Below are 25,937 nucleotides of genomic sequence, written 5' to 3' on the forward strand. Positions count from 1 at the left end.
GACTCCAAGCTTCACGAGTCTGCATGCGGCTTTTCACCAAACCGTTGTAAACTCCAACAATTAAAAATGCGAGGACCACAAGGACCCCAAGAATAATCCAAATCATTTTATTGAATTCCTTTCATTTCTTTAGTACCAGTATATCAAATTTCCCTTATTTTGTGGTAAAATTATCTTATGAAACCAGAAGAATTTTATGTCCGTTTAGCCGACCTCGGCTTTCCATTAACTGATCGTCAAAAAGAGCAATACGAACGCTATTTTGAGCTCCTCGTGGAATGGAATGAGAAAATTAATCTCACTGCCATCACAGAAAAAGACGAAGTCTATCTCAAGCATTTTTATGATTCTATCGCACCCATTTTGCAGGGTTTAATTGAAAACCACCCCATCCGTCTCTTGGATATCGGAGCTGGTGCCGGCTTCCCAAGCCTACCAATGAAAATCCTATTCCCTGAGCTAGATGTGACCATCATTGATTCCCTCAATAAGCGGATCAATTTCCTTCACTTGCTGGCTGAAGAGTTGGGCTTGAGCGGAGTACATTTCTACCATGGACGAGCTGAAGACTTTGCACAAGACAAAGCCTTTCGTGCCCAATTTGATATCGTAACTGCCCGTGCTGTAGCCCGCATGCAGGTCCTTTCTGAGCTGACCATTCCCTATCTGAAAGTAGGGGGACGGCTTCTTGCTCTCAAGGCTAGCAATGCTCCAGAAGAGTTGGAAGAAGCTAAAAATGCCCTTAACTTACTGTTTAGCAAGGTTGAAGACAATCTACAGTATGAATTGCCTAATGGGGATCCACGCTATATCACTCTTGTAGAAAAGAAAAAAGAAACCCCTAATAAATACCCAAGAAAAGCAGGCATGCCCAATAAGCGTCCGTTATAAGATGATACTAAAAAGAAGCTGACAGTTTGTCAGCTTCTTTTTGAATAAACTAATTTTTTTAACTCTTGCTCTAGGGTATGGTAGTGATGGCGCTCTAAATGAACTCCCTTGGTCGCCACAACCATACTTGCTAGATGGTTAGCAAAGGTTAGCGCTTCTTTCACATCTAGCCCTTGCAAAGATGCCGCTAAAAAGGCTCCCAGATGACTGTCTCCTGCGCCTACAGTATCGACGACTTCTGTCGGAAATCCGGCCACCTCGTAGAACATACCATCGTATGCGATCGCTCCTTTTTCTCCCAAGGTGACGATGACTAACTGCCCCGTTCTTTGGTAGAGTTTCTTAGCTGCGTCAGCAATCTCTTCACAAGCTGAAAAAGCCTTGGCTTCTGCTTCATTAACATGGAGAATGGGGTGGAGATCATAGATGGCTTCCAAACGCTCCTCAGGAATCAAGAGTCCTCGAGGTCCTGGTGCAAAGATGACTTGGCCTTTGACTTTTGACACAGATTGAATCAGTTCCGATCCAGTCGGCTCTTCTACTTCAAGGCCACAGAGATAAATAAATTCGTAGCTTTTCTGCCCCAGAGACTGAAGCCATTCCTTCTGAAAACCATATTCCACTCCATGATCTGATAAAAAAGTTCGTTCCCCATCCGACTCAATGAAACAATAGCAACAACCATTCGCTCCGGTTACTGAGATTGGAGTCTGGATACCCAGCCTCTCGAGTTCTGCCTTGACAAAGTCCCCGTAGACACCTGTCCCCACTGGCGAGATGAAATCAACATTTTGACCTAAAGCATGAAGCACTGAAGTGACATTAAAGGCACACCCTCCAAGAGACCAAGTCTGCTCATGGATATGGGCGTCTCCTTCCCGACTCGGTAGTCGATCCAGATAGACCATAACATCACAAACAGTAGAACCAATCACTAAGGCTTTTGACATGAGTTTCCTCCCTCCTATTCTCTATCCTCAACATTGAAAAATAACCAGCACCGGATCGTGCTGGTTAGTAAAACTAGTCCCCCCGATAGACTGGTTGTGGTCCAAAGGTTTGGGAAACCGGCATGATTTCAATGCGGTTGACATTGACATGCTTGGGCTGTTGGATGAGCCAAGCTACGGTATTGGCAATATCTTCTGGCTGAATGGCATGGGCGTCTCGATAGAGAGCCTCTACCCGTTTTTCATCCCCTTTAAAGCGAACCACCGAGAACTCAGTCCCTTCACAGAGACCTGGCTCAATATTGGTCACCCGAATCTGTTTTCCAGCCAAGTCCGCACGCAGATTTAATGAAAACTGTTTAACGAAGGCCTTGGAAGCACCATACACATTGGCCCCTGGATAAGGCACTGTCCCAGCAGTTGACCCCATATTGATGACATAACCATCATTTCGTTCCACCATCTGGGGCAAGATTTTCCTTGTCAGATAGGTCAAGCCGACAATATTGGTTTGAATCATGGTCAGCCAATCTGCAACCTCTGCTTCATGAGCTGGAGCGAGGCCTAGGGCCAAGCCAGCATTATTGACCAAAACATCCACTCTCTCCCAAGCTTTTGGCAAACTGGCAAGTGCATGATCCACCTGAGAAAAATCCGTCACATCCATTTGAAGGGGATAAAAAGCTTCTCCCAGCTCTTCTTGAAGAGCCTGTAGTTTTTCAATGCGTCTAGCAGCGCCAATCACTCGATGCCCATCGGCAACTAAGCGGTGACAAATGGCTTGGCCAAAGCCAGCAGATGCTCCCGTTACTAAAATTGTTTCTGCCATTTTCTTACCTCCAAGGATTATAGAAGCGACCTTTGTTTACCCAAATCAGGACGATACTCAAGATCACCATGAAGATTGACCCCAAGATAATCAAGCGATCACGAGTGGTCATCTCCTGATAGGTGTACCAGGTCCGTTTTTTATTTTTTCCAAAGCGACGCAGTTCCATGGCCGTAGAGATCGTTTCAATCCGCTCCAAAGAACTAAAAATCAAGGGAGAAATCATCTGAAGATTTCCCTTCACCCGTTGGATAAAGTTGGCCTTTTTGGACAACTCCAAGCCTCTTGCTTCTTGCGAGAGCTTGATAATCTGGTATTCCTCCTGCACATCTGGAATATAGCGCAAGGTCAAGCTCACTGAGTAAGCAATCTTGTAGGACACCCCAATCTGGTTGAGGCTCGAAGCAAACTGACTGGGATGGGTGGTCATCAAGAAAATGAGAGCTAAGGGAATGGTACACACATACTTCAAAGCTAGGTTGAAGAGATAAAATAACTCTTGGGCTGTAATACTATATGCCCCTAAACCATCTAGAAGAACTGTCTTTGCTCCATAGATTTCTACCCCATATTGAGGGGCAAAAAGATAGACCATCAAGACATTGAGAAGGGCAAAGACTAGGGCAAAACTCAGAACAAAGGAGATGTCTTTCAAACGAATGCCTGAGGTTGCAAATAAGGCGAGGGCACCTAGACCAATGACCAACAACAAGCGAGTATCGTAACTCAACATGGCAGCTAATGATACCAAGAGTAAGAAAAGAAGCTTGCTAGCGCCTGAAAGGCGATGCAGAAAACTGGTTCCGGCATGGTAGCCGACTAAGCGATTATTCATGACCTTCCCCCTTCTGATTCATATAAAACTGGGTCAAGGCAAGAGGATCGACACCAAGTCGATTTGCCAAGGCGAAAATAGACGTTTCTTTCAAATTAGCCCGTTTCAAAATTTCTGGTTGGGTCAAGAGCTCTGCCGGTGTCAAATCAGCCAAAACCTGCCCATCCATGACCACGACTGCCCGGTCCGAATAATCCAGCATGAGCTGCATATCGTGGGTAATCATGACAATGGTATGCCCTTTTTGATGGAGTTCATCAAGGAAATCCATAATTTCCGTATAGTTTCGTTGGTCCTGACCAGCCGTCGGCTCATCGAGGACGAGAACATCTGGTCCCAAGACAAGGATAGAGGCGATGGTCACCCGCTTTTTCTGACCATAAGATAGAGCAGAAATCGGCCACTTACGAAATTCGTAGAGACCACAGGTTTTCAAGGCTTGAAGGACACGACTTTCGATCTGGTCCTCTGGAACATTTCTCAAGCGAAGACCCAGGGCCACCTCATCAAAAATCATGTTGGTCGAGATCATCTGGTTGGGGTTTTGCAGGACATAGCCCACGCGCTCTGCCCGCTCCTTGACACTATCGCCCTTGATATCCTCTCCCTTTGAGAAATAGGTTCCTTCCGTCTGGATAAAGCCACAAATCGCCTTAGCAAGGGTTGATTTTCCAGCCCCATTTTTACCAACAATAGCCAACCGTTGGCCTTTTGGAATGGTTAGAGAAAGGTCTTTTAGAATGGGCTGACCTTCTCGATAGGCAAAGTTCAAATGACCAAGTTCTAGGATTGTCTCTGCCTCTGCTCCTTTTTCAAAATGAGGAGTTGGGATATCTACTGATAAATCCCCAAGTGGTAGTTTTTCTACCTTGTCCAAATGCGGTAGCTCGCTGATATCCTGGCCTAACTGGCGAAGAGTCGTTAAATAGAGGGGTTCACGAATCCCATTTTCAGCCAGCAGTGTCGTCCTCAACAACTCATCTGGGCTCCCATTAAAGAGGACTTGCCCTTGATTGATCAAGATGACCCGATCGATGGGACGATAAAGGACATCCTCCAAACGGTGTTCGATGATAATGGTTGTCGTTCCCTGCTCTTCATGAATCTGATCAATCAGATCTATGATATCCTGACCCGATTTGGGATCTAGATTAGCCAGCGGCTCATCAAAGAGCAGGATCGGACTTTCGTCAATCAGGACACCCGCCAAGCTGACCCGTTGTTTTTGTCCACCGGATAAATCTTGAGGCCTATGGTCCAAGAGCTTACTCAAATCTAAACGCTCCGCCCAGGTATGGACCCGGGATTTCATGCTTTCCAGCTCCACCATATCGTTTTCAAGGGCAAAAGCTAAGTCTTCTGCAACACTGAGACCAATAAACTGACCATCTGTATCCTGCAAGACCGTACTGACCAAGTGAGATTTCTCGTAAATACTGAGATCAAAGGCTTCTTTCCCCTGAATGAGGAATTCCCCACTACTGGTTCCCTTATAGATATTAGGGATAATCCCATTTAAGCACTGGCCAATGGTTGACTTTCCAGAGCCAGATGGCCCGACAATCAGGACCTTTTCCCCCTTATAAATGGTTAAGTTGAGATTTTTCAAAGTTGGCTCAGACTGTGCCTTGTATTGGAAGGAAAAATCCTTCAGTTCAATCATTGCTTCTTTCATTTAGTTCGCCTTTTCCCATAAGAGCGCAAATTGGATGGCCAAATCCGCGATTCGATCCTTGCTATCTAAATCCTCATGACTAGATAAGGTTCGGATATCCCATTTTTCTTCCGAGAGGTGGTCTGCTGCGTAGAAAAAATGGCAGAGCTCAAAGCCCCGAAAAGCTGCTAAAGCTGCCACTGCCGAACATTCCATATCTACACAGATGGCTCCTGCTTCCATTCGTCGCTTCATCTTGTCGATGGTTTCTCGGTAGGGAGCATCTGTCGTCCACACTTTTCCTGACTGATAGGAAACCTTGTGACTATCCAGAAAAGCTTGGAAGAGAGGAAGACTTTCCTTATTTACTTCCACTTCATCACTAGCTGGAAGATAGTGGTAGCTGGTCCCTTCGTCTCGAAGAGCTGCTGTTGGAATGATGATGGAGGTCGCTTCGATATCTCGATCTAAAACCCCACAGGTCCCAAAGAGCACCAGTTTTTCCATCCCAAATTGAATCAAATCCTCTATAATCCCCACACAGGAAGCAGCCCCAACTGGTGCATTAAAGACAGCAACCTGTTGGTCTCCAATCGTAATTCCATAGACAATGACTTCAAAGTTGGCCATGGAAGTTCTTGTAATGACCTCATGGTCATAATTCTCAAGGAGGCGCGCAAAAGTTACTCTTGAAAAGCAAGAGATGACTACTTTGGGAAATCCTTCAATGGGACCATGTAGGTCTTGTGGGTTGATAATCGCCTGTCGATTGGCATCAAATTCTTCTAACAGCATCTCTAACTTCTCTCTCATTCATTATACTTCTAGTCCTCTATTATACCACAAAATCGGCCTCTTTCCTTCTAGCAAAGGGGAAAGCAAGCTCACTTGTTCGCCTTTTGTAATTGGAAACAACAGAGCTGTCCTCCAAAAGGAAGAAGGATTCCTCAACCACTGCGTCTACCGTTGACCTCTTTTATGATGAAAATAGATAACTCTTACTAACTCCTACCTCGCTTTTTTATTTCTTGGCTCGGGAAAAGGGAGAGGGACAGAAATCGATTACCATTTAAAACGACGGTTTCGTCGTCCCTCCCCCGCAAAGTTGAGTAGGCCCGTCCAAGCGAGAATTAGAGCGTGGGAGGGGCCACTCAACCACTGCGTCGATCGTTAACCTCTTTCCTGATACAAAAATGAGAACTTCAATGATTCCCTCCTCGCTCTCTCGTTTCTTGGCTCGGGAAAAATTCGTTTACAAAACGAATTTTTTCTGCTATACTTCTTAGAAGCAAAGGTTTTTAATGTCATCCTGTGAGGTGACAAAGACACAGAATATGAATAATCTGAGGGCCCTTGCTATGCAAAAAATTCATGGGCTCTTTTTTGGTGCCCAAAAGTGAGGTTATTATGAAAGAAGAATCAACTGTTGATTTGCTCCTGGATGTCGATCAAAGTCCGGCACCCCTAAAAGGAATCTTATTAAGTTTCCAACACGTTTTCGCCATGTTTGGGGCAACCATCCTGGTACCACTCATCTTGGGCATGCCCGTATCCGTTGCCCTCTTTGCATCAGGGGTTGGGACACTGATCTATATGACTTGTACCGGCTTTAAAGTCCCTGTCTACCTCGGCTCTTCCTTCGCCTTCATCACAGCCATGGCTTTGGCAATGAAGGAAATGGGAGGAAAAGTCGATGCAGCCCAAACAGGGGTTATCCTGACCGGTCTGATCTACGTGCTAGTCGCTGCAGGGGTTAAAGTAGCAGGCACTCGCTGGATTGACAAATTGCTTCCTGCCGTTGTCATTGGACCTATGATTATCGTTATTGGTCTTGGACTTGCAGGATCAGCCGTTAAAAACGCTGGTTTTGTCGAAGGGGGAGATTGGAAAAATGCCCTTGTTGCTGTCGTGACCTTCCTGATTGCCGCCTTCATCAACACCAAAGGAAAAGGTTTCTTCAAAATCATTCCTTTCCTTTTCGCCATTATCGGTGGTTATGTCTTCGCAGTTTGCTTGGGCTTGGTGAACTTTGATCCGGTCCTCAAGGCTAACTGGTTTGAGATTCCTGGTTTCTATCTTCCTTTCAATACGGGTGGGGCCTTCAAACAATACAACTTGTATTTCGGTCCTGAAACCATCGCTATCTTGCCAATCGCTATCGTAACTATTTCAGAACACATCGGTGACCATACGGTGCTTAGTCAAATCTGTGGCCGTCAATTCTTGAAACAACCGGGACTTCATCGTACCCTTCTTGGTGACGGGATTGCTACATCTGTTTCGGCCTTTCTTGGTGGTCCAGCCAATACCACTTACGGTGAAAATACAGGCGTTATTGGGATGACTCGCATCGCTTCTGTTTCCGTTATCCGAAATGCAGCCTTGATTGCTATTTCCTTGAGCTTCCTTGGTAAATTTACTGCTCTCATCTCTACCATTCCAAACTCTGTTCTCGGTGGGATGTCCATCTTGCTCTATGGGGTTATCGCAAGTAATGGTTTGAAAGTCTTGATCAAAGAACGCGTTGACTTCAGCTTGATGCGCAACTTGATTATTGCAAGTGCCATGTTGGTTCTTGGACTTGGTGGAGCAATTCTGAAACTTGGTCCAGTGACCCTATCAGGAACAGCCCTCTCCGCTATGACAGGAATCATCCTTAACTTGATCTTGCCACATGAATCAAACTAAAAGAAAAAGTTCTCAACACTGAGAACTTTTTTTATTAGAGTTGGGCTAATTGCAACAAGCGTTCTTTGGACAATTTTTTAATTTCAATTTGATTAGCATCCAACAATTCAAATTCACTCGAGTCCAAAGCATCCAGTAGGGCTTCTAAATTCACAGCAGCCACCGGCTTATAACTCTCTGGCATATCAGGATTTCCAGTGATTTCCACTAGGTTCACTTTCCAGTCGATGACCTCATCCATATTGACCTTCTCTACAAACTCAGCAGGTACAAAAGGCACACGTGGCAAGACAGTATCCGTATCTTCTGTTAGACTGTAACTGCCAATAATGCCTCCCGTTTCGTTCTGACGGTAGAAACGAACTTGACTAAAGAAGGCGGAGCTGTATTGAACCTTTTTAACCACTTGACTGAACTCCTCTAAAGGTTGAGCGGAGTCTAAAATTTTACGAAGGAGCTCACGATCCAAGATCACAGAATGAGCAAATCCCTGAAGTTGATATTGATGAAGGTCTGGATCTTTTTCTAGATTCTGTAGATTCTTCAGCAAATAGTTCTCATAGTCAAAAGAGAAAATAGAATCTGCGTCATAGCTGGTTCCTAAATTATCGTGAATCTCATTTCCCAACTGGCGAGCTAGGGCACTGAGCCATTCCAAGATGAGTCGCCAATCTTCAAGGGTGGCAAAATCTGCAAGGATGAACTGATAAGCATGCTCTTGATCCAGATAACGAAGGATGATCGGCAAGCAACTCTTGCCATAGCGGATACACATCATGGCTGGAAAATCTTTGAGAGAGCGACCAAGCATGGCTTCCTCAAAACTGTAGGTAAGAACTCCCTCCACCAAATTCAATACATCTTTAGCTGGCATCACTTTTTGATAGCCAAACATACTCTTTTTATTTCGAATTGAAAACACAACTGACATTTGTTTTCTCCTTTTTGTAATCGCTTACCAAATTATAGCACAAATTTTCATGACTTTCCATAGAAAAAAACAGCCAAAAGGCTGCTTTTGAATGTAGACAAATTATTGTGCTACATTAAACAGCTAGATGACTTTCAAAACATGACTTTTATTTTTTAGTCATTAAAGAAGATGAAAAACTTTCCGCTGTGAGAAAAAGTGCTTGAACCAGTGTAGTTCAAGCACTCGGGAGTTTTGAAACCTTAGGTTCAAAACTAAGTCATGGAACTTCGTAGAAGTTCGCTGACGTCCGTACTCACCTAAGGGAAGTTTTTCAAAAGACTTTATCTTCAATCTGAAATAGCCAAAAGGCTGTTTTTAACTTATGCAAGAGTTCCATCAAGCGTCTCACCGATAACGGCCAAACGTTCAGCAACCTCTGCTTGTGACAAGTTGTATTCTTCGACATAACGATTGCGTGGATGAACACGACACTCATGGGAGCAGCCACGGAGGTACTTGTCTTCGTTCTCTTCTGAAGTCAAGATGCGACGGTTACAGAAAGGATTTCCACAGTTGACATAGCGTTCACATGGTGTTCCATCAAACCAGTCTTTTCCAACAACGCTTGGATCGACATGGTTGACATCGACAGCAATCCGCTCGTCAAAGACGTACATCTTCCCATCCCATAGTTCTCCTTGAACTTCTGGGTCTTTTCCGTAGGTTGCAATTCCGCCGTGCAATTGACCGACATCTTTGTAGCCTTCACGCACCATCCAACCTGAGAACTTCTCACAACGGACGCCACCTGTACAGTAAACTACGACACGCTTGTCCATGAATTTTTCCTTGTTATCACGGACCCATTGTGGCAACTCACGGAAATTGCGGATATCTGGACGAATAGCGCCGCGGAAGTGTCCAAGATCGTACTCATAGTCGTTACGAGTATCAAGGACAACTGTATCCTCGTCTAGAAGAGCTTCTTTAAATTCTTTTGGAGACAAGTAAGCACCTGTCGTTTCAAGGGGATTGATATCGTTATCGAAGTTATCATCCTCTAATCCAAGGTGGACAATCTCTTTCTTATATCGTACAAACATCTTCTTGAAAGCTTGCTCTTTTTCCTCATCAATCTTGAACCAGAGGTCTTCCATACCAGGAAGGCTGTGAACATAGTCCATGTATTTTTGCGTCGTTTCGTAATCACCAGAAACGGTTCCGTTGATTCCTTCATCAGCAACTAGGATACGTCCCTTGAGCCCGATTGATTTACAGAAAGCCAAATGATCAGCCGCAAATTGTTCTGCGTTTTCGATGGGAACATATTTATAGTAAAGTAAAACACGAATAGGTTTTGCCATAAGATTCTCTTTTCTAAGATTAAATTATCAGAATTTTTCATTCAACTATACCAGTATACTCTCCCGAGAAAACGAATGCAATTTATTTGACTGAAAAATAAAAGCCTGGGGTTCCAGACTTTTACACGACGAAAATAAGACTCCGACTACCTACTCTTCCTTTTCCAACTGGTCTAGATAGGCTTCATAGCGTTTTTTCTCTACTTTTGCAAGGAGCATCACAAGGGAATTCATCCCCCATACAATCGGAAGATTCAGGAGAAATGTGATAGGAAGCACCAGCAAAAATTTTGAATGAAAGGGATTATTGTGATAGATTGCTTGGTTTAATTGAAAATTTTGAGCCCAGATGAATAAGGAGAGAACACAAGTTACAGTAATAATCCCCATTAGATTGAGGTAACTATAGCTGATAAACCGTACACCCAATCGTTGACAACGAACCGAATAATACAATCCTGAAACAATGAGTAAGGTTACGACCATGATTGGACTCAGTCCAGGATTGGTCGTAAACATAGATCCCACACTAAAAACTGCTAAGGCGAGGAATAGAAAACTAGCCGTTTCAGCACCAGCCTTATTGGCCAGTCCTTCTTCTCGTTCATCTATAATTTGTTTGTTCAACAATTGTAATCTCATTTATTCCTCCTCTAACTCTGCCTCGATCTTCTTTTGTTTTTTCCGATTGATAAGAGCAAGTGGTTTCTCTAACAGATAAGTCAAAAGGGCAAAGACTAAAATAGCAAGGACGATTTTGAGCAGATACTTGGGACTGAACATAAAGCTCATCGTTTCGCGCTTCCCAATCACATCCGTTGCGATCACAAATAAGGAAAATAAGACGCCTGCCCCGATGCGGCTGAACCAGCTATCTTTTTCTAACATATCTCGAATGTCGATCCCTGAGCTGATCCTTCTCACAAAGGCATAAACTCCCATGACAATCAAGAGAATAAGTTCGGGAATATAGGCTACTAGCTCTAAGTCCAGAATACTAGCTTTCACAAAGGCTGATAAGGCGATAAAGCAGGTCATTCCTAGAACAAGTTCCCCTGCAATTTTTCCATCAAGCAGCATGGTCCGTTCATCTTTTACAATTGGTTCTTTCTTTTGTTTCATATGTTTCCTCTTTCTATTGTTAAAACTGTTACTCCCAGAACAGTTGATCCAGCGTCTTATCCAAGGTCTTACAAATGGCCAGGCAGAGGCTGAGGGTTGGGTTATATTTCCCCGCCTCAATCAGGCCAATGGTCTGACGCGTCACCCCGATGGCATCTGCAAGATCCCCCTGGGTCATATCATGCTCGACCCGGGCCATTTTTAATTTGAGATTTTTCGCCACAGGCTTTTCCTTTCTTGTTTTTATAACTCTATTATACACTATATTTTCTATTTTGCAACATATATTTTACATTTTGTAAAAAATATTTTTGGTAAACAAAAAAAGCCTGGTTTCCCAGACTTTATCTTCTTATTTATGATTAGTCTTTAGACAAACTTCCATCTTTTGTTTGAGTCCGTGCATAAGCAATCAAGAGAAGAGAACCTGCAATAGCTACAACTAAAGCATTGACAGAACCTGCTACAACACCTTGTAGGAAGACCTTGTTGGCACTTTCTTTGTAGATCATCACATCCCCAATCGGAGCAATCAATCCCCAAATAAGCAAGTTGGCAATGACTTGTACGACGTTAAAGACGATCAATTCTTTCTTGGTCACTTCTCCTTTTAGGTTACCGATTTGCTTGCGGAAGATACCAACAAAGAGTCCAAACAAGCCACTAGAAATGATCCAAGTCCACCAGAGACCATAAGTCATCGCATCTTTAATAGCATGACCGATAAAGCCCATTAAGAAACCAACAATCGGACCAAAGACCACACTAAAGAGGGCTTGAAGAGCGTATTGCAACTGAATGTTGGTATTTGGAGCTGGCGCTGGAATTGGGATCATCGCAATGACCACAAAGAGGGCCGCTCCAACCCCGATGGCTACAACATCCTTAATTGTAAAAGCTTGTTTTTGTTTCATATTTTATCTCCTATTAATTTTCCATTTTTCTAATTTCGATATGCCAAGAAGCCCCAACTCCTACATTATAGGCCTTGGCAAAGGATCCCTGGTTGATGGCAAGACCAACACGGTAGAGGGAATTGATATAAAGGATTGGCTGTCCAATCCGCACATCTGCGAAAGACTTGCCGTAAGTTACTTGGTTTTGGTAAACCAGCATGTCATTGTTGTAGATGGTCACTTCAAAGCGTTCCCCAAATTCGGGTTCCAAATGATTGAACTCTTCTCGGGTAATCGAAGTCCAGAGGGAACCAAAACGTACATCCAAGATATCAACGGCTCCTTTGACAAGATTGTCCTCTATAACAGTTTCCACTACTGGGATTTCTACAATGTGTTCGACACTGAGTTCTGGTCCCACTTCCTCAAAGCTGATATGGCCACTGGCTAACTTAGCTCCTGTATAGGCATAGACATCACGCCCATGGAAGGTATAAGAAAACTCTGTATTTGCCCGGCGGTTCTTTACCTCTGAAATCTCACGGATAGCAACAATCCCTACATGTTTCTTGATGAAAGAGAGGGTTCCATTATCCGGAGTGACAATATATTGATTCTTGGCCGTTTTGGCTACCACACTCTTTCGTTTAGAGCCGACACCCGGATCGACCACCGAAACAAAGGTTGTCCCTTCTGGCCAGTAGTCTACCGTCTGAAAGAGGCGGTAACTTCCTTCAAAGATATTGTAAGGGGTAATGTCATGGGTCAAGTGGTGAATCTTGAGGGTGGGCGATTCCTCTAAAGCAACCCCGACCATAGCAGAGACAGCCCCATCCACCAGACCGAAGTCTGACTGAAGGACTAGTATATTATTGTGCATATTTCTTCTCCATCATGTCATTTTCTATCTAGCTTTTGATAGACCAATTGTCCCAGAAGATAACCTAGTAGAGCTCCAAGAAGAAGGGTCAATAAAAACCAGCTCACCGTCTCCATATTCGACGGTACCATAACGCGTTCAATATAATCCATCGACTTCCCACGGGCTAGTAAAGAAGCACGGTAACTAGCTGGTTGGATCCACATCATGAGAATGGGCCCTGTCGTCGTAAAGGAAAAGAGGAGGAAGGAAAGCGCATTGCCTAACTTCGACTGGTAGTGGCCACGAGCTGCGACCAATTCTGCCAAAAGCCCTCCAACAAGAGCAGGCAGAAAAGCTCCAGCTCCATGACGAGTGAAAAGGAAAAAAGCACCAATCACAAGAGCAACGACTAGAATGGCTCCTGTTCGTTGAATTTTCTCAACATAGACCTGATAGATTCCTCCACCAACCAGGGCAGAGAAGGCTGGAGCATAGAACATGTTGCCTTGATGATCAACCAGACTTCCAAGTAGGACACCTAAGCCAATGGCAAGAAAATACAAGCCTGCAAAGGCCGCAACCTGCTTAAACTGATGTTTCTGTATTATTTTCATGTATCTATCCCATCCTTACCGGTGACTAATTTTCTTGGTCAAGAAATCACCGATAAACTGAATAAAGAAAATCAAAAGCAGAATCAAAAAGGTTGCTAGCAAGGTAACGTCATTATTAAAGCGTTGGTAACCATATGAAATAGCGACGTTTCCGAGACCACCTGCTCCAATCGCACCCGCCATAGCTGTTTCACCAACCAAGGAAATGAGGGTAACGGTTGTGACACGAATCAAATCAGGAAGTCCTTCACGAAGGTAGACACCAACAATATCCCAAAAGGTTGCCCCACTAGCTTGAGCTGCTTCAATCACCCCACGGTCCAATTCAGACAAAACGACTTGAACTTGGCGAGCAAAGAAAGGAAAGACAGCTAAAGATAGGGGAACTAAGGCCGCCGTAGGACCAATCCCAGTTCCGACAATCATACGAGTAAAGGGATTAATCAAGGCTAGCAAGATGATAAAAGGAATGGCACGGAAGATGGACGTGATTTTATCCAAGATATGGAAAACCAATTTATTCTCGATAATCCCACCAGGTGCTGTCAAGACTAATAATAATCCTGCAATGAGTCCCAATAAACCACCAATCACAAAAGAGATAAAGGTCATGTAAAGGGTCAGATAAATCGCTGTTCCCCATCCAGCTTGGCCACTCCAGCCCATCCGGTAAACATTTGGTAGATAGGTTTGAATAAAGTCAATCATGAATTACTCCCTTCTTTTAAGACACGCACAGAAACACCTGCTGCTTTTAGATCCCGCTGTGCTGCAGTTAGATTCGCTACTTCCCCAGTAAGGATAACAACCAACTCACCAACAGGGGTATGATCCAAAATTTCAATATTTCCGTGTAGAATATTAGCAGACACTTGGTACTGTTTATAAATATCGTTGATAATCGCTGTGTCTGTCACCGAACCAGAATATTTCAAATGGGCCAAAACAGAATCAGCCGGCAATTTCTTAACAATTTGTTGCTGATTGATTTTCACCATAGCTTCATCGATTCCTGTTGCAGTTGTGATGAAGTCTTGTGTCAATTCGTTCTTAGGATTAGAGAAGATGTCTAAAACAGAGCCTTCTTCAATCAATTCACCATTTTGCATGACTGCTACCCGATTGGCAATGTCTTTAACGATCTGCATTTCATGGGTAATCAAGACCACTGTCAAGCCCAACTTCTGATTCAGCTCTTGCAGAAGAGCAAGGATTTGTTTGGTCGTTTTTGGATCTAGTGCGGATGTTGATTCGTCAGATATCAAAATCTTTGGATCGTTGGCGAGCGCACGCGCAATCGCCACCCGTTGTTTTTGTCCACCTGACAATTGAGCAGGATAGTTGTCCGCCCGATCTGACAGACCAACTAGTTCCAACAACTTGGCTACTTTTTCAGCCTTTTGCTCTTTAGATAAGTCTGAATGTTTAAGGGCAAAGGCCACATTTTCAGCAGCGGTCATTTGGGCCATTAGATTGAAATGTTGGAAAATCATACCAATGTCTCGGCGTTTTTGGCGTAAAGCCGCAGCATTCAAGGTCACCTGGTCTTGATAGATGACATCGCCATCTACAGTGATAGTACCTGCTGACGGTACTTGCAAGAGATTGATGACCCGTACAAGAGTTGATTTCCCTGCTCCAGAATAACCAACAATCCCGTAAATATCCCCTTCATTGATATGAATGGTCACATCCTTCACGGCTATAATTTCCCGTTTTTTCTGATGAAAGGTAACATCGATATGGTCCAGTTTGATAATTTCTTTACTCATAACTTGTGATTAACTCCTTAATTAATTCAATATGGGTATAGTAGTCTGCAATTTTCACATTCTCATCCCCACCATGATCTCGACTATTGGCATTTCCAATACCAAAGGCAGCCATTGGAACTTGCAAGGCCTCAAAGACCGTATGCATGGGACCAGTGCCTGCAGTTGTCGGAAGGACACAGACCCCTTCTGGATAAAAGCGTTTGGCCAGATCAATCACATTGAGGATGGACGGCGCACTCATATCACTCCGATAGCTCATTTCCCCTAGTGTGAAAATAAGTTCAATCTTCTCAAAGCCATTTTTATTCAACTGAGCACGAATCAATTCTAAGACTTGTTTGGGTTCCAATCCTGGTACCAAACGAACTTCCATCTTGGCTCGAGCTTCTGCAGGGAGAATCGTCTTGACGCCTTGTCCCTGATAGCCTGTCCCCAAACCTTCAATGTTCATGGCTGGCTCAAAATAAAAACGTTTTAAGAACTCATTTCGTTCCTCTTTCAAGATAGGCAATTGGAGATTATAGATTTCTGTCACATCGTCTGCCGTTTTATTGGCATAACGATCAATCAGGGCCAGTTCCCGCTCGTTAGGTTCCTCAATCAAGTCATAGAGGCCATCCACCAAGATGCGACCTTCTTTATCTCGAAGACTGGACAAAGCATTGAGCAGATACCAAGATGCTGATTCCACCACTCCACCATAGCTAGAATGGATATCCACATCTGCACTTTTGACCACCATGTCAAAGGTCACAATCCCCTTGTTTCCACCGGAGATCTCCAGTTCCCCTTGTTGATTACGAGTTCCTTGTTCCCAGACTAAAAGATCTGCCCCACGCAAGTGTTTTTTGTGCTTGGCTAGATACTTATCTAGATCGGTCGAAGCGGACTCTTCTGCACCTTCGATAATGAAGGTAATGTTAACCGGGAGGTCGCCATTTTCACGGATATATTTTCGAATAGCCGTCAAGCGTGCTGTAATATGCCCCTTGTCATCATCTACCCCTCGACCATACATGGTCCCGTAATGGACCGAAAGGGTAAAGGGATCACTCGTCCAAGGTTGGTCACCATCTGCTGGAACTGTATCGTAATGGTTGTAGAAAATGATGGTCTTCGCATCCGGATTAGGCGAAACAAATTTAGCAATAACAAATGGTGCTGTGTAGCTGTCATCCACAGTTACCTTAGCCCCCGCAGCTGTGAAGATTTCTCCCAGGTAGGTTGCTACTTCTTTTAAACCAATCTGCTGGGCAAAGATAGACCGCTTGGAGATGAGAGTCCTTAGGACTTCAAAATAATGCTGAGCGACCTCATCATTTTCAAATTTGCGTATTTGTTCTGTCTCTCTTGGATTGGACATCATTTCCTCCTACTATACACGATAAGAGGTAGAGAAAACCTTCTCCACCTCTCTATTCATCCTCTCAATTACCAAACTGGTTGGTCCATACCGTCTGAAGATTCTTCAATGACTTTCTTCACGTTATCAGTATGGTAGGCTTTAATAATAGCTTCGATTGCTTTTGCTTTATCAGATGATTTCCAATCTTTCTTAGCTGCAATCAAGTTGTACCATTGTTTAGAGTTGCTGTTTGCTTTTTCTACAAAAAGAGCTTTCTTGTAATCAATACCTGCTTCACGAACAAAGGTGTTATTGATGATTGCAGCATCAACTGATGGAAGTGAAGAAGCTGTTTGAGAAGCGTCCAACTCAGAAATTGTCAAGTTCTTTGGATTGTCTTTGATGTTGCTGATGGTAGCCAATTCCCCATCTTTTGTATCCAACTTGATCAAACCAGCTGATTCCAATACATACAAAGCACGGCTTTCGTTTGTTGGGTCGTTTGGTACTGCAATGGTTCCTTTTTCAGGAATGTCTTTCACATCTGTGTATTTGTTCTTCCCATCTTTTGTACCAGAGTAAAGACGGATTGGCGCAATATAAGTATCTGCTACAGAAACTAGATCTGCGCTGTTTTCTTTGTTCCAGTTTTCAAGGTAGTTGTAATGTTGGAAAGCGTTGATATCCACATCCCCGTCACGAACAGCTTGGTTTGGTTGTGAGTAGTCTGTAAACTGAGTGAATTCCAATTTGATGTTTGCTTTTGCATCATCTAAGTTCTTTTGCACTTCTTTCCAACGTGCTTCTTCTGTATCACTTAAGTTCATCACCCCAACTTTAACAGTTGTCACACCATCTTTATCAGATGATTTTGATGAGTTTGAAGACCCACATGCTGCCAAAGCAAAGGTTGCAACGGTAGCAAGAGCTGCTACACCAAAAAGTTTTGTTAATTTCATGTTCTTTCTCCTTATGATGTTTTTAAAAAACCTTATTTAATATCAGAAGCTTCTGGAAGGTAGGTTCCACCAAAGTACTTCTTAGACAACTTTTCAAGTGTCCCGTCTTCGTACAACTCTTTGATCCGTTTGTTGACGAAGGTTTCCAATTCTTTCTCACCTTTGGCAAGGATTGGGTATACATATGGTTGTTGATCACTTGGAAGTTCAATCACTTCCAAATTATCCAACCCTTGGTCCTTGATCAAGGCTTCAACTGTCAAGCGTTCAAAAATCTTATAATCTGAACGGCCATCGCTCAAATTAGCAAGAATGGATTGGATGGTACCCTCTGTAAATTTGAGCTCAGTTGGATTATCCTTATGCTCTTTATTGTAGGCTTCCAACTGTTTCGCTGTAGAAGTTCCTTGGATGACCTCTGTAGACTTGCCACCGATATCGTCTAGTGATTTGATACCTGAATCTTTACGGACTACTAAGACCACTGGGTTCTTAGCGTAAGGATTTGGGTACAAGTATTTCTCCGCACGTTTTTTATCGTAGCTAAGGTTGCTGACACCGATCTGGTAACGATCACCGTCTAAGCCCGCAAAGATAGAAGACCACTCTGTCTTATTAAAGTTGACTTCATACTTATCTGAACCTTTGAAGATTTCACGCATGACTTCGATTTCATAACCAGTCAATTCCCCGTCCTTATCATAGGTGAAGGGTTTGGTTGTTCCAACTGTTGCAACTTCAATGGTCCGTTTTCCACTTGATTTACTTGATGACTTGGATGAGCAGGCTACCAAAGTCCCAACTGCTGCTAAGCCCACAAGGCTTAAACCAACATATTTGATGAATTTATTCAATTTCATTTGTTCTCCTTTTTCACTAAAATTGTTTATTCCTCTTTAAAAAACAGCTTTTTCCATCATATCAAAATTCCCGACTCTTGGGTATTATATTTTCTTTATGGCGGTGATAGGTTTTACCTATCACGTCTCATTTGGTTGAAAATTTTTCCAGTAAAGCGAGGGCATTTTCTACGTAATATGGAACTGATACTGCAAAAGCTGCATCATCTATGACCATGCTATCATGGTGGAGATCCGGTGCATCTGCTGCACCATTAGATCCGATAAAAGCAAAGACTCCAGGGATTTTCTCTTGATAGAAGGCAAAATCTTCACCCGCTGTCGATGGCTGGGCCTCAACAACTTCTGCAAAAGACTTGGACCAACGAAAGACTTTTTTAGCCAAAGCCTTATCATTATAGGTAACCGGTGGTGTCTTGCCCCAATCAAAATGGACCATGACTCCCGTGCTGTTGGAGATCTGTTCGATCACGCGAATGAAATCCGCCTTGAGCCGTCTCTGGAGATCCGGATTAAAGGTTCGAATGGTTCCTTCAAAGTAACCAGACTTGGGAAGAACATTCCAGGTTGAACCAGCTTCGATATGGGTCACCGATAGAACAGCTGTCTCAAATGGCGAAACCGTACGCGAGACCAAGGTCTGCAACTGCTGGACCATACTAGTGATTGCTACAACCGTATCTAAACCGAGATCCGGTCGAGCCGCATGACTGCTCACCCCAGTGACAGTCACCTTGAACTTTTCAACCCCCGCCATCATGGCACCTGGACGCAGGGCCAACTGACCCGCAGACAATGATGGCATGTTGTGAAATCCAAGGATGGCCTGTACATTCTCTAGGAGCCCGGTCGCTAATACCGCAGATGCTCCTTCAGAAGTCTCCTCAGCCGGCTGAAAAATCAACCGAACCGTTCCCTTTAAGTCTGCTTCCATACCTTTTAGGACTTCTGCAGCCCCTAATAGGCTGACCTGATGGAAATCATGGCCACAGGCATGCATGACACCAGGGTTTTGACTTTGGTAGTCGAGACCCGTGTTCTCCTGAATTGGAAGGGCATCAATATCTGCGCGAAGGGCAATGACTGGTTTACCGCTTCCGATTTCAGCAATCAGACCAGTTTTTAATCCACTGTTTAAAATGCGTACACCTAGCTTTTCCAAATAGGCTTTAAGATAAGCTGTAGTTTTGTATTCTTGTCCAGATAACTCTGGATGCTGATGCACGTAATGCCGAATGGGCACTAGATGTTCATAGGAAAATGATACCATTTCTCGTCCCCTTTCTAGCATAGTTCTATTCTATCACTGCCTCCCCTATTCGTCTAATTCCTATTTTTTTCTCTCAGTTATAGCCAGGAACTATATCATTATTTTTGCGACCTCTGCTTTCTTCCTAAAAATGCCAAACCTCAAGAAAAAAACCTTCGAAGAAATTATCTTCAAAGGTCTATTTCTATTAGAATCCATCTACGTTAGTGTAGATCTTTTGCACGTCCTCATCATCTTCAAGAACGCTGTAAAGTTTTTCAAAGGTTTCCAAATCTTCACCTGACAACTCAACTTCTGATTGAGGAATCATTTCCAATTCGGTTACTTGGAATTCTTCGATACCAGATTCACGCAAAGCAACAATCGCTTTGTGAAGGTCAGTTGGAGCAGTGTAAACAGTGATTGTTCCTTCTTCTGCTTCAACATCGTCTACATCCACATCTGCTTCCAATAAAAGCTCAAAGATGGCATCCGCATCATCACCCGCAAAGACGATAACACCTTTGTTGTCAAAGAGGTAAGATACAGAACCTGAAGCTCCCATGTTTCCGCCGTTTTTACCGAAGGCAGCCCGGACATTCGCAGCTGTACGGTTAACATTTGATGTCAAGGTATCAACGATCAACATGGAACCATTTGGTCCGAACCCTTCGTAACGTCCTTCTGTAAAGGTTTCGTCCGTGTTTCCTTTTGCCTTATCGATTGCTTTATCAATTACGTGTTTTGGCACTTGTGCTTGTTTAGCACGGTCGATAACGAATTTCAAAGCAGTATTCAATTCTGGATCTGGCTCACCTTTTTTAGCGGCTACATAGATTTCTACTCCGAATTTCGCATATACTTTTGAGTTAGCGCCATCTTTGGCAGTTTTCTTTGCCACAATATTGGCCCATTTACGTCCCATTGGAGGTTCTCCTTTTAATAGTTTACATTTTAATCTTCATTATTATAACACAGTAACCATGAAAAATCACTAAGAAAAATAGTAGAATTCGTTCTCTTCTATATCTTTTATTTAACAGAAAAGAAGATGTTTACTTGTACATCCTAATCTAACATTTCCTATTGACTGGTTCCTTATGAGCTTTGCCTTTGGAAATAGCGATACTTAACATAGCAATTTATTGTTCGTTCTTCTCGTCAGTGTTAGTTGGGATGTCTTCCTTTTCAACCAAGTTCCAGTCTGAGTATGTCGTTTCACTCTTGATAGTCAGTAATCCTTTATTACTTAAAGTAGATACTGTCATCTTGAATTCTTTAAGGAATTTAGTTTTTTTGTCAATCTTTACGATCAAGTCAGTCTTGTATTTTGAATCAGGGAATTGTGATAAGTTAAACTGGAACTCGTCTCCATAAATGCTTATTAAGTCAGCATCCTTATTTTTCAACTTGAAGACATAAGCGTCATCCGTTTCTTCTAGAGCTAAATCTTCTGTTAGTTCATTCAGCCCCTTTAAGAGCTGGAAATAATCCGGGTTAACAATATATTTACCGTCTTTTCCATAAATCTCCTTATCCCATTCTCCACTTTTATTATAACGGGTATACATTGGAGTCATTTCACCACCCGGCATCAAGAGTTCTTTAAAATTTTCTTCCCCATTCTCCAAGGTCTTAACACTAATGTATGCCATCTCTACTTCTTGCTTTTCAGTCTTATAGATAACTTGCGAAGTCATTTTTTGTTTTTTTTGAATAGTTTCTTCTTTTGTATTTAATGAACCACTTATATCCGTTTTCTGACGAACACTAGTCATTTTTTCGTTAGTGGTCTCGATTTCTTCTAAAAGACTTGTTATATCCTCTGCTTTACGTGAACTTTGACTTGTTTTTTTCTGAGTACTATTTCCTTTATTGTTAATGCTCGAGCAAGCACCTAGGCTGAGGGCAATTATAGCCAAGAGGCAAAGTAAGATTGATTTTTTCGTTCTCATAAAAGAAGATTCCTTTTTCTGTTTTTATATGCTTCTACTTTTATCTTTTTAGTTTAGATAAAAGTTTTCTTTACCATACAATCACTGGAACGCGTCCAAAATTTTGTTCCTTAAGTGCAGGATGGCCTAGCCGATACACCTGATCCGCTTGCTGGGTCAAATTGTCCCAAGGTTCCTTACCGATTCTGGTCACGATTTCTACTGATTTTTTCAAGCCTTTGAGGTGGGCTTGTCCCTTTGCAGAAAACCCTAAGACATGAATGGCATTGGGAAGAGCTTGATCCATCGCCCCTACCAAGATGTAGGTCAAGATGCGGCGGACACGAGCCTTGGTATAGCGCTTGGTTGCGACTTTCTCCACCAGATCTTCCACAGAGTTAGCACTTCGAACAGCCTCCTTTATCCGGTTGGCCAGTTCCTCATTGACCTGAAAAATTTGTGTCAGATCCGGATGGGTTAGGATTTGATAACGGAGCAGTTGGTCATAATCCTCCCAAGACACCTGCGGAGCCGACTGAAAGAGTTGGCTATTGGGCATGAATTTAGCGACAAAGTCCTGATCTTCCTTGTGTAGGCGTAGACTAGTGGCAGAAGCATAGGCCACTTCTTTTTCTTCTGAATGGTAGCCTGCACCTTGGCGTTGAATAGGCTTGAGCGCAATTTCCTTCCCAGCACAGGCCTTGGCATAAGCCAGCCCTAGAATATGGTTGGGAGTATCCCCTGTGAACTCCACTCCAGCAAAGCTTTCCCACATTTTTTGGGTCTTTTGTGGATAGGATAAATCGTCAGGAAGGCTTCGCAGGAAAGCTTCCATTTCTATTTTTTTCTCCGAATAAACTGTCGCAATCGCTTGGTAATCCAAGACTTCTTCTGTCCCAAAGGTCAATTGGTCGATTTCCAGACGGGACAAAATCTCCACCGCTCCCTTGGCAAAATGATCAGCCGACTGAACAGCCACGAGAAAGGGGAGCTCGACCACCAAATCCGCTCCATTTTCCAAAGCCATCTGGGCCCGTGTCCATTTGTCTACAATGGCAGGTTCACCACGTTGGACAAAATTCCCAGACATGGTGACGATTTTCACCCCTTCTGCCTGTTCTAGCAGGTACCTGTGTCCATTGTGAAAGGGATTAAATTCTGCAATAATTCCTGTAACTGTCATGCTGGCCTACTTCTGTGCTACGAAGAACCAACGTTTGCTGGTCTTTGTTGGCTCCTTATCTTCAAAGTCTGCGAACAATTTGAAAGATTTAAAGCCAGCCTGCTCCAATAAGATGTCATAGGTTAAAACTTCATAAGTGCGTTCCTCATGAACTTCATCGTGCCGACTAAAGGATCCATCTTCTTCTTGGACAAAGAAGGTCAGCTCATGGACGATCGAGTGAGGGGCTTCATCCTCGTAGGTATCCCAAAGCATGGCAAAGTCTTCCGCATTTTCATGATAAGAATAGCCTGGGAAGACCTCATCTGTCTGGTAGGTCGAATGGACATCAAAAATAAAGACTCCACCTTCATTGAGGACATTATAGACTTCCTTAAAGACGTCTCCTACTTCTACCTCGTCCTGCATATAGCAGATAGAATCCGAGTAGCAGGTCACGAAATCATAAGTGCCTGCTTGCGACAGGTCCAGCATATTGCCCTCGATAAAATCAATTTTCTGCTTGGCTGAAGCAGCTCTTTTTTCAGCAATTTTCAGCATGTCAGCACTCAGGTCTAATCCTGTCACATCAAAACCAGCTTGAGAAAAGCGGACAGACTGGATCCCTGTCCCACAAGCCAATTCCAGTAATTTTTTCCGATCCTTGCTTTTAGGAAGATGCCGGAGGGAAAAATCCGTCCATAAGTCATACAGACTATCATCCATGACCGCATCGTAGACCGCCGCAAACGTTTCATAAGTCGCCATAAATCAAGATACAAAGAGCGTTAAAAGCAAAGAGAAAATAGGAAACTTTCTGCCGTATCGTCAGATACAAAGGAAGTTACTCTTTTTCTCACAGCTTTTAGCTCGTGTTCAGTTAGAAACCTAACCAAGCACAAGGCTCCATCCTTTCTTTCCATAGAATTTTCAATTTAACCAACAAAACTCAGTTGCTGCCAACTGAGTTTACCTGCTTATGCTAGGGCTGCTGAAAGATCGACAGCACTTGCTTCGTGCCATAGCTTTTCTAGGTTATAGTGGGCACGCATTTCTTCTGAGAAGACATGGACCACTACACCACCTAAGTCAAGAAGGACCCAACCTCCTGCTGAGTCACCTTCGACGTGGCTGGCATTGCCCCCAGCTTCAACGACTTTCTCGCGAATATTTTCTGCGATCGCTTCCAACTGACGGCTGTTCATAGAGCTTGCGATAACAAAGTAATCCGTCACACTGGTCAAGCTTTGAACATCCAAAGCCACAATATCTTCTGCACGTTTTTCATCGGCAGCTTTAACAACAAGTTCAAGTAATTCTTTTTCTTTCATTTAGTCCTCTTTCCTTAAAAAATTGATTTGTAATCTAAGACATCCGCAAAACGTTCTGCCCAAATATTTTCATAAAATTCATTAAGCGTTTCTGCCGGAATATCCTCTCCATCAAAGGTTGTGACAGCTCCTTCTGGAATGACCAGCTTGTAGCCGTATTCAAAGCCCACTTTGACGGATGTATCGACACAATATTCTGTCTGCATGCCACATAGGACCAGTTGTTCAATCCCTTGTTGATCCAAATATTCTTTTAATCCTGTCTCTTTAAACATGCTATTGTATCGCTTCTGAAATACCTTTTCATTCTCCTGTCTTTTCAACAGAGGAGATAATTGCCAATCTTCCGAGGTTAAAGCCTCTGGCGTTTCAATATGCTGAATGTAGATGATTTCAATCTGCTGTTTTCTAGCCTGATCTTGTAAATAAGCAATCTTCTCTAACAGCTTTTCTGTCTCAAAACCTGTCTCCACGAGGATATTTTGTACATCAATAATGATAAAAGCTGTTTTCACTCACTGCTCCTCTTTCAAATACTTCACAAAGGCATTGTAGGTTTCAAGGGTTTGGGGATAAATCGGCAATCCTTGGTGAGCTAGGTGTTCGACTGTGCGAGCCGTCTCATAAGCCACAGCACGATCCAAGGAGACTTGGGCGATGTCACGTGCTTGCTCTACCCCCGGAAAAGCCCGGTTGTGCTCAATGTAATCAGCCACATAGACAATCTTGTCTAAGGTTGACATCTGATCACTCCCAACCGTATGAATCTCAATACTGCGAAGAATGGCTGGATCTGTCAGTCCTAGATCTTCTTGGATCTTATAAATCCCGACCATCCCATGCCAGACATTGTTGCCCCAGTTTTTTAATGCTGGATCCAGCTCATAGCGATCGATCAAGTCCAGAAATTCCTGATCTGATAATTTCTTGGCGTAGTCATGTAATAAACCGGCTAGGCCAGCCTGCTCTTCATCTGCCCCATAGCGCTTAGCTAAGTCACGAGCGGCCTTCTCAACCCCTAAACAGTGGGTTAGGCGTTTTTCCGGAAGGATTTGGCCCATTTTTTCGAGCAAGACCTCTCGAGAAAAGCCGAGATAGTTTTCATAGGTCATTAATACAAACCTTCTTTCTTGATGTAGTCCAAGACTGGTTTTGGCAACATAAAGTTGGGCGTCCGACCTTGAGCGATAAACTCTCGCACCATGCTTGAAGAGATATCCATCAGGGGAACATCGACCCAAATCACTGGATAAGAAGTTCCCGCTTTGTAACGGGGACGTTGAACACCGACAAACTGGACCATCTCCACTAACTCGTCAATCCGATACCACTTTGGCAGGTAGTCCACCATATCCGCTCCAATGATAAAGTAATAGTCTGTATCTGGGTCTCGCTCATTGAGCAACTTCATCGTATCGTAGGTATAAGAGATCCCTTTACGCTCTAGCTCAATCGTCTCGATTTCTAGCCCTTCAATCCCTTCGATGGCTAGTTCTAGCATTTTCAGGCGATGACGCTCATCAATGGTTTCTTTTTTATCCACATGCGGAGGCTCATATTCTGGCATGAGAAGGACCTTGTCCAAGCCCAATTGTTGGCGGACCTGGTCTGCAACCACGAGATGGGCATTATGGACCGGATTGAAATTCCCACCCAAAATACCAACTTGTTTGCGTTTCTTGTCTTTGATCTCTGGCTCTAACT

General features: G+C 43.4%; 28 protein-coding genes and 3 pseudogenes. 2 read left to right on the forward strand and 29 right to left on the reverse strand.

Annotated elements, in window-relative coordinates:
• Window positions 1-106: pseudogene (locus tag RCH62_RS05300) on the reverse strand (LemA family protein); the annotation flags it as partial.
• Window positions 107-177: 71 nt separating this feature from the next.
• Here RCH62_RS05300 and rsmG point away from each other — a divergent pair.
• A complete protein-coding gene (gene rsmG / locus RCH62_RS05305; protein WP_126404717.1) occupies window positions 178-891 on the forward strand; it encodes a 16S rRNA (guanine(527)-N(7))-methyltransferase RsmG in 714 nt (237 codons plus the stop codon).
• A 29-nt stretch (window positions 892-920) separates the two neighbouring features.
• Here rsmG and RCH62_RS05310 read toward each other — a convergent pair whose 3' ends face one another.
• The 6 genes and pseudogenes from RCH62_RS05310 to RCH62_RS05330 all read right to left on the reverse strand — a co-directional run bounded on the left by RCH62_RS05310 (window position 921) and on the right by RCH62_RS05330 (window position 5,954).
• Complete coding sequence (locus RCH62_RS05310; protein WP_306474797.1) at window positions 921-1,841, reverse strand: carbohydrate kinase family protein; 921 nt, start codon at window positions 1,839-1,841, stop codon at window positions 921-923.
• A 73-nt stretch (window positions 1,842-1,914) separates the two neighbouring features.
• Window positions 1,915-2,670, reverse strand: coding sequence for an SDR family oxidoreductase (locus RCH62_RS05315; protein ID WP_156676943.1), 756 nt, complete (start codon window positions 2,668-2,670; stop codon window positions 1,915-1,917).
• A 4-nt stretch (window positions 2,671-2,674) separates the two neighbouring features.
• Window positions 2,675-3,505: an energy-coupling factor transporter transmembrane protein EcfT gene (locus tag RCH62_RS05320; RefSeq protein ID WP_061564266.1), complete on the reverse strand. Its 831-nt coding sequence runs from the start codon at window positions 3,503-3,505 to the stop codon at window positions 2,675-2,677.
• A pseudogene (locus tag RCH62_RS08465) lies at window positions 3,498-4,301 on the reverse strand (energy-coupling factor ABC transporter ATP-binding protein); the annotation flags it as partial. The gene RCH62_RS05320 and the pseudogene RCH62_RS08465, both read right to left, overlap by 8 nt.
• Window positions 4,302-4,328: 27 nt before the next feature.
• Window positions 4,329-5,180, reverse strand: a pseudogene (locus RCH62_RS08470) (DUF3744 domain-containing protein); the annotation flags it as partial.
• Window positions 5,181-5,954 carry a nucleoside phosphorylase gene (locus RCH62_RS05330; RefSeq protein ID WP_272080374.1) on the reverse strand — a complete coding sequence of 258 codons (774 nt, stop codon included), beginning with the start codon at window positions 5,952-5,954 and terminating at the stop codon, window positions 5,181-5,183.
• A 612-nt stretch (window positions 5,955-6,566) separates the two neighbouring features.
• On the opposite strand from RCH62_RS05330, the gene RCH62_RS05335 reads away from it, so the two are divergent.
• Window positions 6,567-7,847 carry a uracil-xanthine permease family protein gene (locus tag RCH62_RS05335; protein WP_009731544.1) on the forward strand — a complete coding sequence of 427 codons (1,281 nt, stop codon included), beginning with the start codon at window positions 6,567-6,569 and terminating at the stop codon, window positions 7,845-7,847.
• A gap of 34 nt (window positions 7,848-7,881) precedes the next feature.
• Here the strand turns inward: RCH62_RS05335 and RCH62_RS05340 are convergent, their stop codons facing one another.
• From RCH62_RS05340 to RCH62_RS05445, 22 genes are all read right to left on the reverse strand, one after another.
• The gene (locus RCH62_RS05340; RefSeq protein WP_048789840.1) at window positions 7,882-8,778 is read right to left on the reverse strand and encodes a DUF4299 family protein; all 897 of its coding nucleotides are present in this window, start codon (window positions 8,776-8,778) and stop codon (window positions 7,882-7,884) included.
• 362 nt (window positions 8,779-9,140) lie between these two features.
• Entirely contained in the window at window positions 9,141-10,124 is a 984-nt protein-coding gene (locus RCH62_RS05345) for a rhodanese-related sulfurtransferase (protein ID WP_306474799.1), read from the reverse strand.
• Window positions 10,125-10,274: 150 nt separating this feature from the next.
• On the reverse strand, window positions 10,275-10,766 hold the full coding sequence (locus tag RCH62_RS05350) for a DUF6773 family protein (RefSeq protein WP_048789838.1): 492 nt from the start codon (window positions 10,764-10,766) through the stop codon (window positions 10,275-10,277).
• Window positions 10,767-11,246, reverse strand: coding sequence for a DUF6773 family protein (locus tag RCH62_RS05355; protein ID WP_048789837.1), 480 nt, complete (start codon window positions 11,244-11,246; stop codon window positions 10,767-10,769).
• A 28-nt stretch (window positions 11,247-11,274) separates the two neighbouring features.
• Complete coding sequence (locus RCH62_RS05360; protein WP_003005328.1) at window positions 11,275-11,469, reverse strand: helix-turn-helix transcriptional regulator; 195 nt, start codon at window positions 11,467-11,469, stop codon at window positions 11,275-11,277.
• 139 nt (window positions 11,470-11,608) lie between these two features.
• Window positions 11,609-12,160, reverse strand: coding sequence for an ECF-type riboflavin transporter substrate-binding protein (locus tag RCH62_RS05365; RefSeq protein ID WP_126404725.1), 552 nt, complete (start codon window positions 12,158-12,160; stop codon window positions 11,609-11,611).
• Window positions 12,161-12,173: 13 nt separating this feature from the next.
• On the reverse strand, window positions 12,174-13,022 hold the full coding sequence (locus RCH62_RS05370) for an S-adenosyl-l-methionine hydroxide adenosyltransferase family protein (RefSeq protein ID WP_306474800.1): 849 nt from the start codon (window positions 13,020-13,022) through the stop codon (window positions 12,174-12,176).
• 17 nt (window positions 13,023-13,039) lie between these two features.
• Complete coding sequence (locus RCH62_RS05375; RefSeq protein ID WP_306474801.1) at window positions 13,040-13,618, reverse strand: MptD family putative ECF transporter S component; 579 nt, start codon at window positions 13,616-13,618, stop codon at window positions 13,040-13,042.
• A 15-nt stretch (window positions 13,619-13,633) separates the two neighbouring features.
• Window positions 13,634-14,326 carry a methionine ABC transporter permease gene (locus tag RCH62_RS05380; protein ID WP_006595735.1) on the reverse strand — a complete coding sequence of 231 codons (693 nt, stop codon included), beginning with the start codon at window positions 14,324-14,326 and terminating at the stop codon, window positions 13,634-13,636.
• A complete protein-coding gene (locus RCH62_RS05385) occupies window positions 14,323-15,390 on the reverse strand; it encodes a methionine ABC transporter ATP-binding protein (protein ID WP_306474802.1) in 1,068 nt (355 codons plus the stop codon). Before RCH62_RS05385 ends, RCH62_RS05380 begins: the two co-directional genes overlap by 4 nt.
• A complete protein-coding gene (locus tag RCH62_RS05390; protein WP_306474803.1) occupies window positions 15,383-16,756 on the reverse strand; it encodes a M20/M25/M40 family metallo-hydrolase in 1,374 nt (457 codons plus the stop codon). Before RCH62_RS05390 ends, RCH62_RS05385 begins: the two co-directional genes overlap by 8 nt.
• A 68-nt stretch (window positions 16,757-16,824) precedes the next feature.
• Window positions 16,825-17,697, reverse strand: coding sequence for a MetQ/NlpA family ABC transporter substrate-binding protein (locus RCH62_RS05395; RefSeq protein WP_293882757.1), 873 nt, complete (start codon window positions 17,695-17,697; stop codon window positions 16,825-16,827).
• Between the two features lie 32 nt (window positions 17,698-17,729).
• The gene (locus RCH62_RS05400) at window positions 17,730-18,557 is read right to left on the reverse strand and encodes an amino acid ABC transporter substrate-binding protein (protein ID WP_129822409.1); all 828 of its coding nucleotides are present in this window, start codon (window positions 18,555-18,557) and stop codon (window positions 17,730-17,732) included.
• A 127-nt stretch (window positions 18,558-18,684) separates the two neighbouring features.
• A complete protein-coding gene (locus RCH62_RS05405; RefSeq protein WP_129822410.1) occupies window positions 18,685-19,827 on the reverse strand; it encodes an amidohydrolase in 1,143 nt (380 codons plus the stop codon).
• Between the two features lie 187 nt (window positions 19,828-20,014).
• Complete coding sequence (locus RCH62_RS05410; protein ID WP_006146163.1) at window positions 20,015-20,731, reverse strand: YebC/PmpR family DNA-binding transcriptional regulator; 717 nt, start codon at window positions 20,729-20,731, stop codon at window positions 20,015-20,017.
• 217 nt (window positions 20,732-20,948) lie between these two features.
• A complete protein-coding gene (locus tag RCH62_RS05415) occupies window positions 20,949-21,761 on the reverse strand; it encodes a hypothetical protein (protein WP_236127840.1) in 813 nt (270 codons plus the stop codon).
• Between the two features lie 70 nt (window positions 21,762-21,831).
• Window positions 21,832-22,923 carry a nucleotidyltransferase gene (locus tag RCH62_RS05420; RefSeq protein ID WP_306474804.1) on the reverse strand — a complete coding sequence of 364 codons (1,092 nt, stop codon included), beginning with the start codon at window positions 22,921-22,923 and terminating at the stop codon, window positions 21,832-21,834.
• Window positions 22,924-22,929: 6 nt separating this feature from the next.
• Entirely contained in the window at window positions 22,930-23,670 is a 741-nt protein-coding gene (locus RCH62_RS05425; protein ID WP_223363758.1) for a class I SAM-dependent methyltransferase, read from the reverse strand.
• A gap of 209 nt (window positions 23,671-23,879) precedes the next feature.
• Window positions 23,880-24,233, reverse strand: coding sequence for a ribosome silencing factor (rsfS, locus tag RCH62_RS05430; RefSeq protein ID WP_003014310.1), 354 nt, complete (start codon window positions 24,231-24,233; stop codon window positions 23,880-23,882).
• Between the two features lie 14 nt (window positions 24,234-24,247).
• Window positions 24,248-24,748: a cysteine hydrolase family protein gene (locus tag RCH62_RS05435; protein ID WP_129299610.1), complete on the reverse strand. Its 501-nt coding sequence runs from the start codon at window positions 24,746-24,748 to the stop codon at window positions 24,248-24,250.
• The gene (gene yqeK / locus RCH62_RS05440; RefSeq protein WP_306474805.1) at window positions 24,749-25,345 is read right to left on the reverse strand and encodes a bis(5'-nucleosyl)-tetraphosphatase (symmetrical) YqeK; all 597 of its coding nucleotides are present in this window, start codon (window positions 25,343-25,345) and stop codon (window positions 24,749-24,751) included.
• Window positions 25,345-25,937: nicotinate-nucleotide adenylyltransferase (locus RCH62_RS05445; protein WP_306474806.1), on the reverse strand; the 593-nt coding region annotated here is incomplete at its 5' end. The genes yqeK and RCH62_RS05445, both read right to left, overlap by 1 nt.

Source organism: Streptococcus sp. (assembly GCF_030825805.1).
GTDB lineage: Bacteria > Bacillota > Bacilli > Lactobacillales > Streptococcaceae > Streptococcus.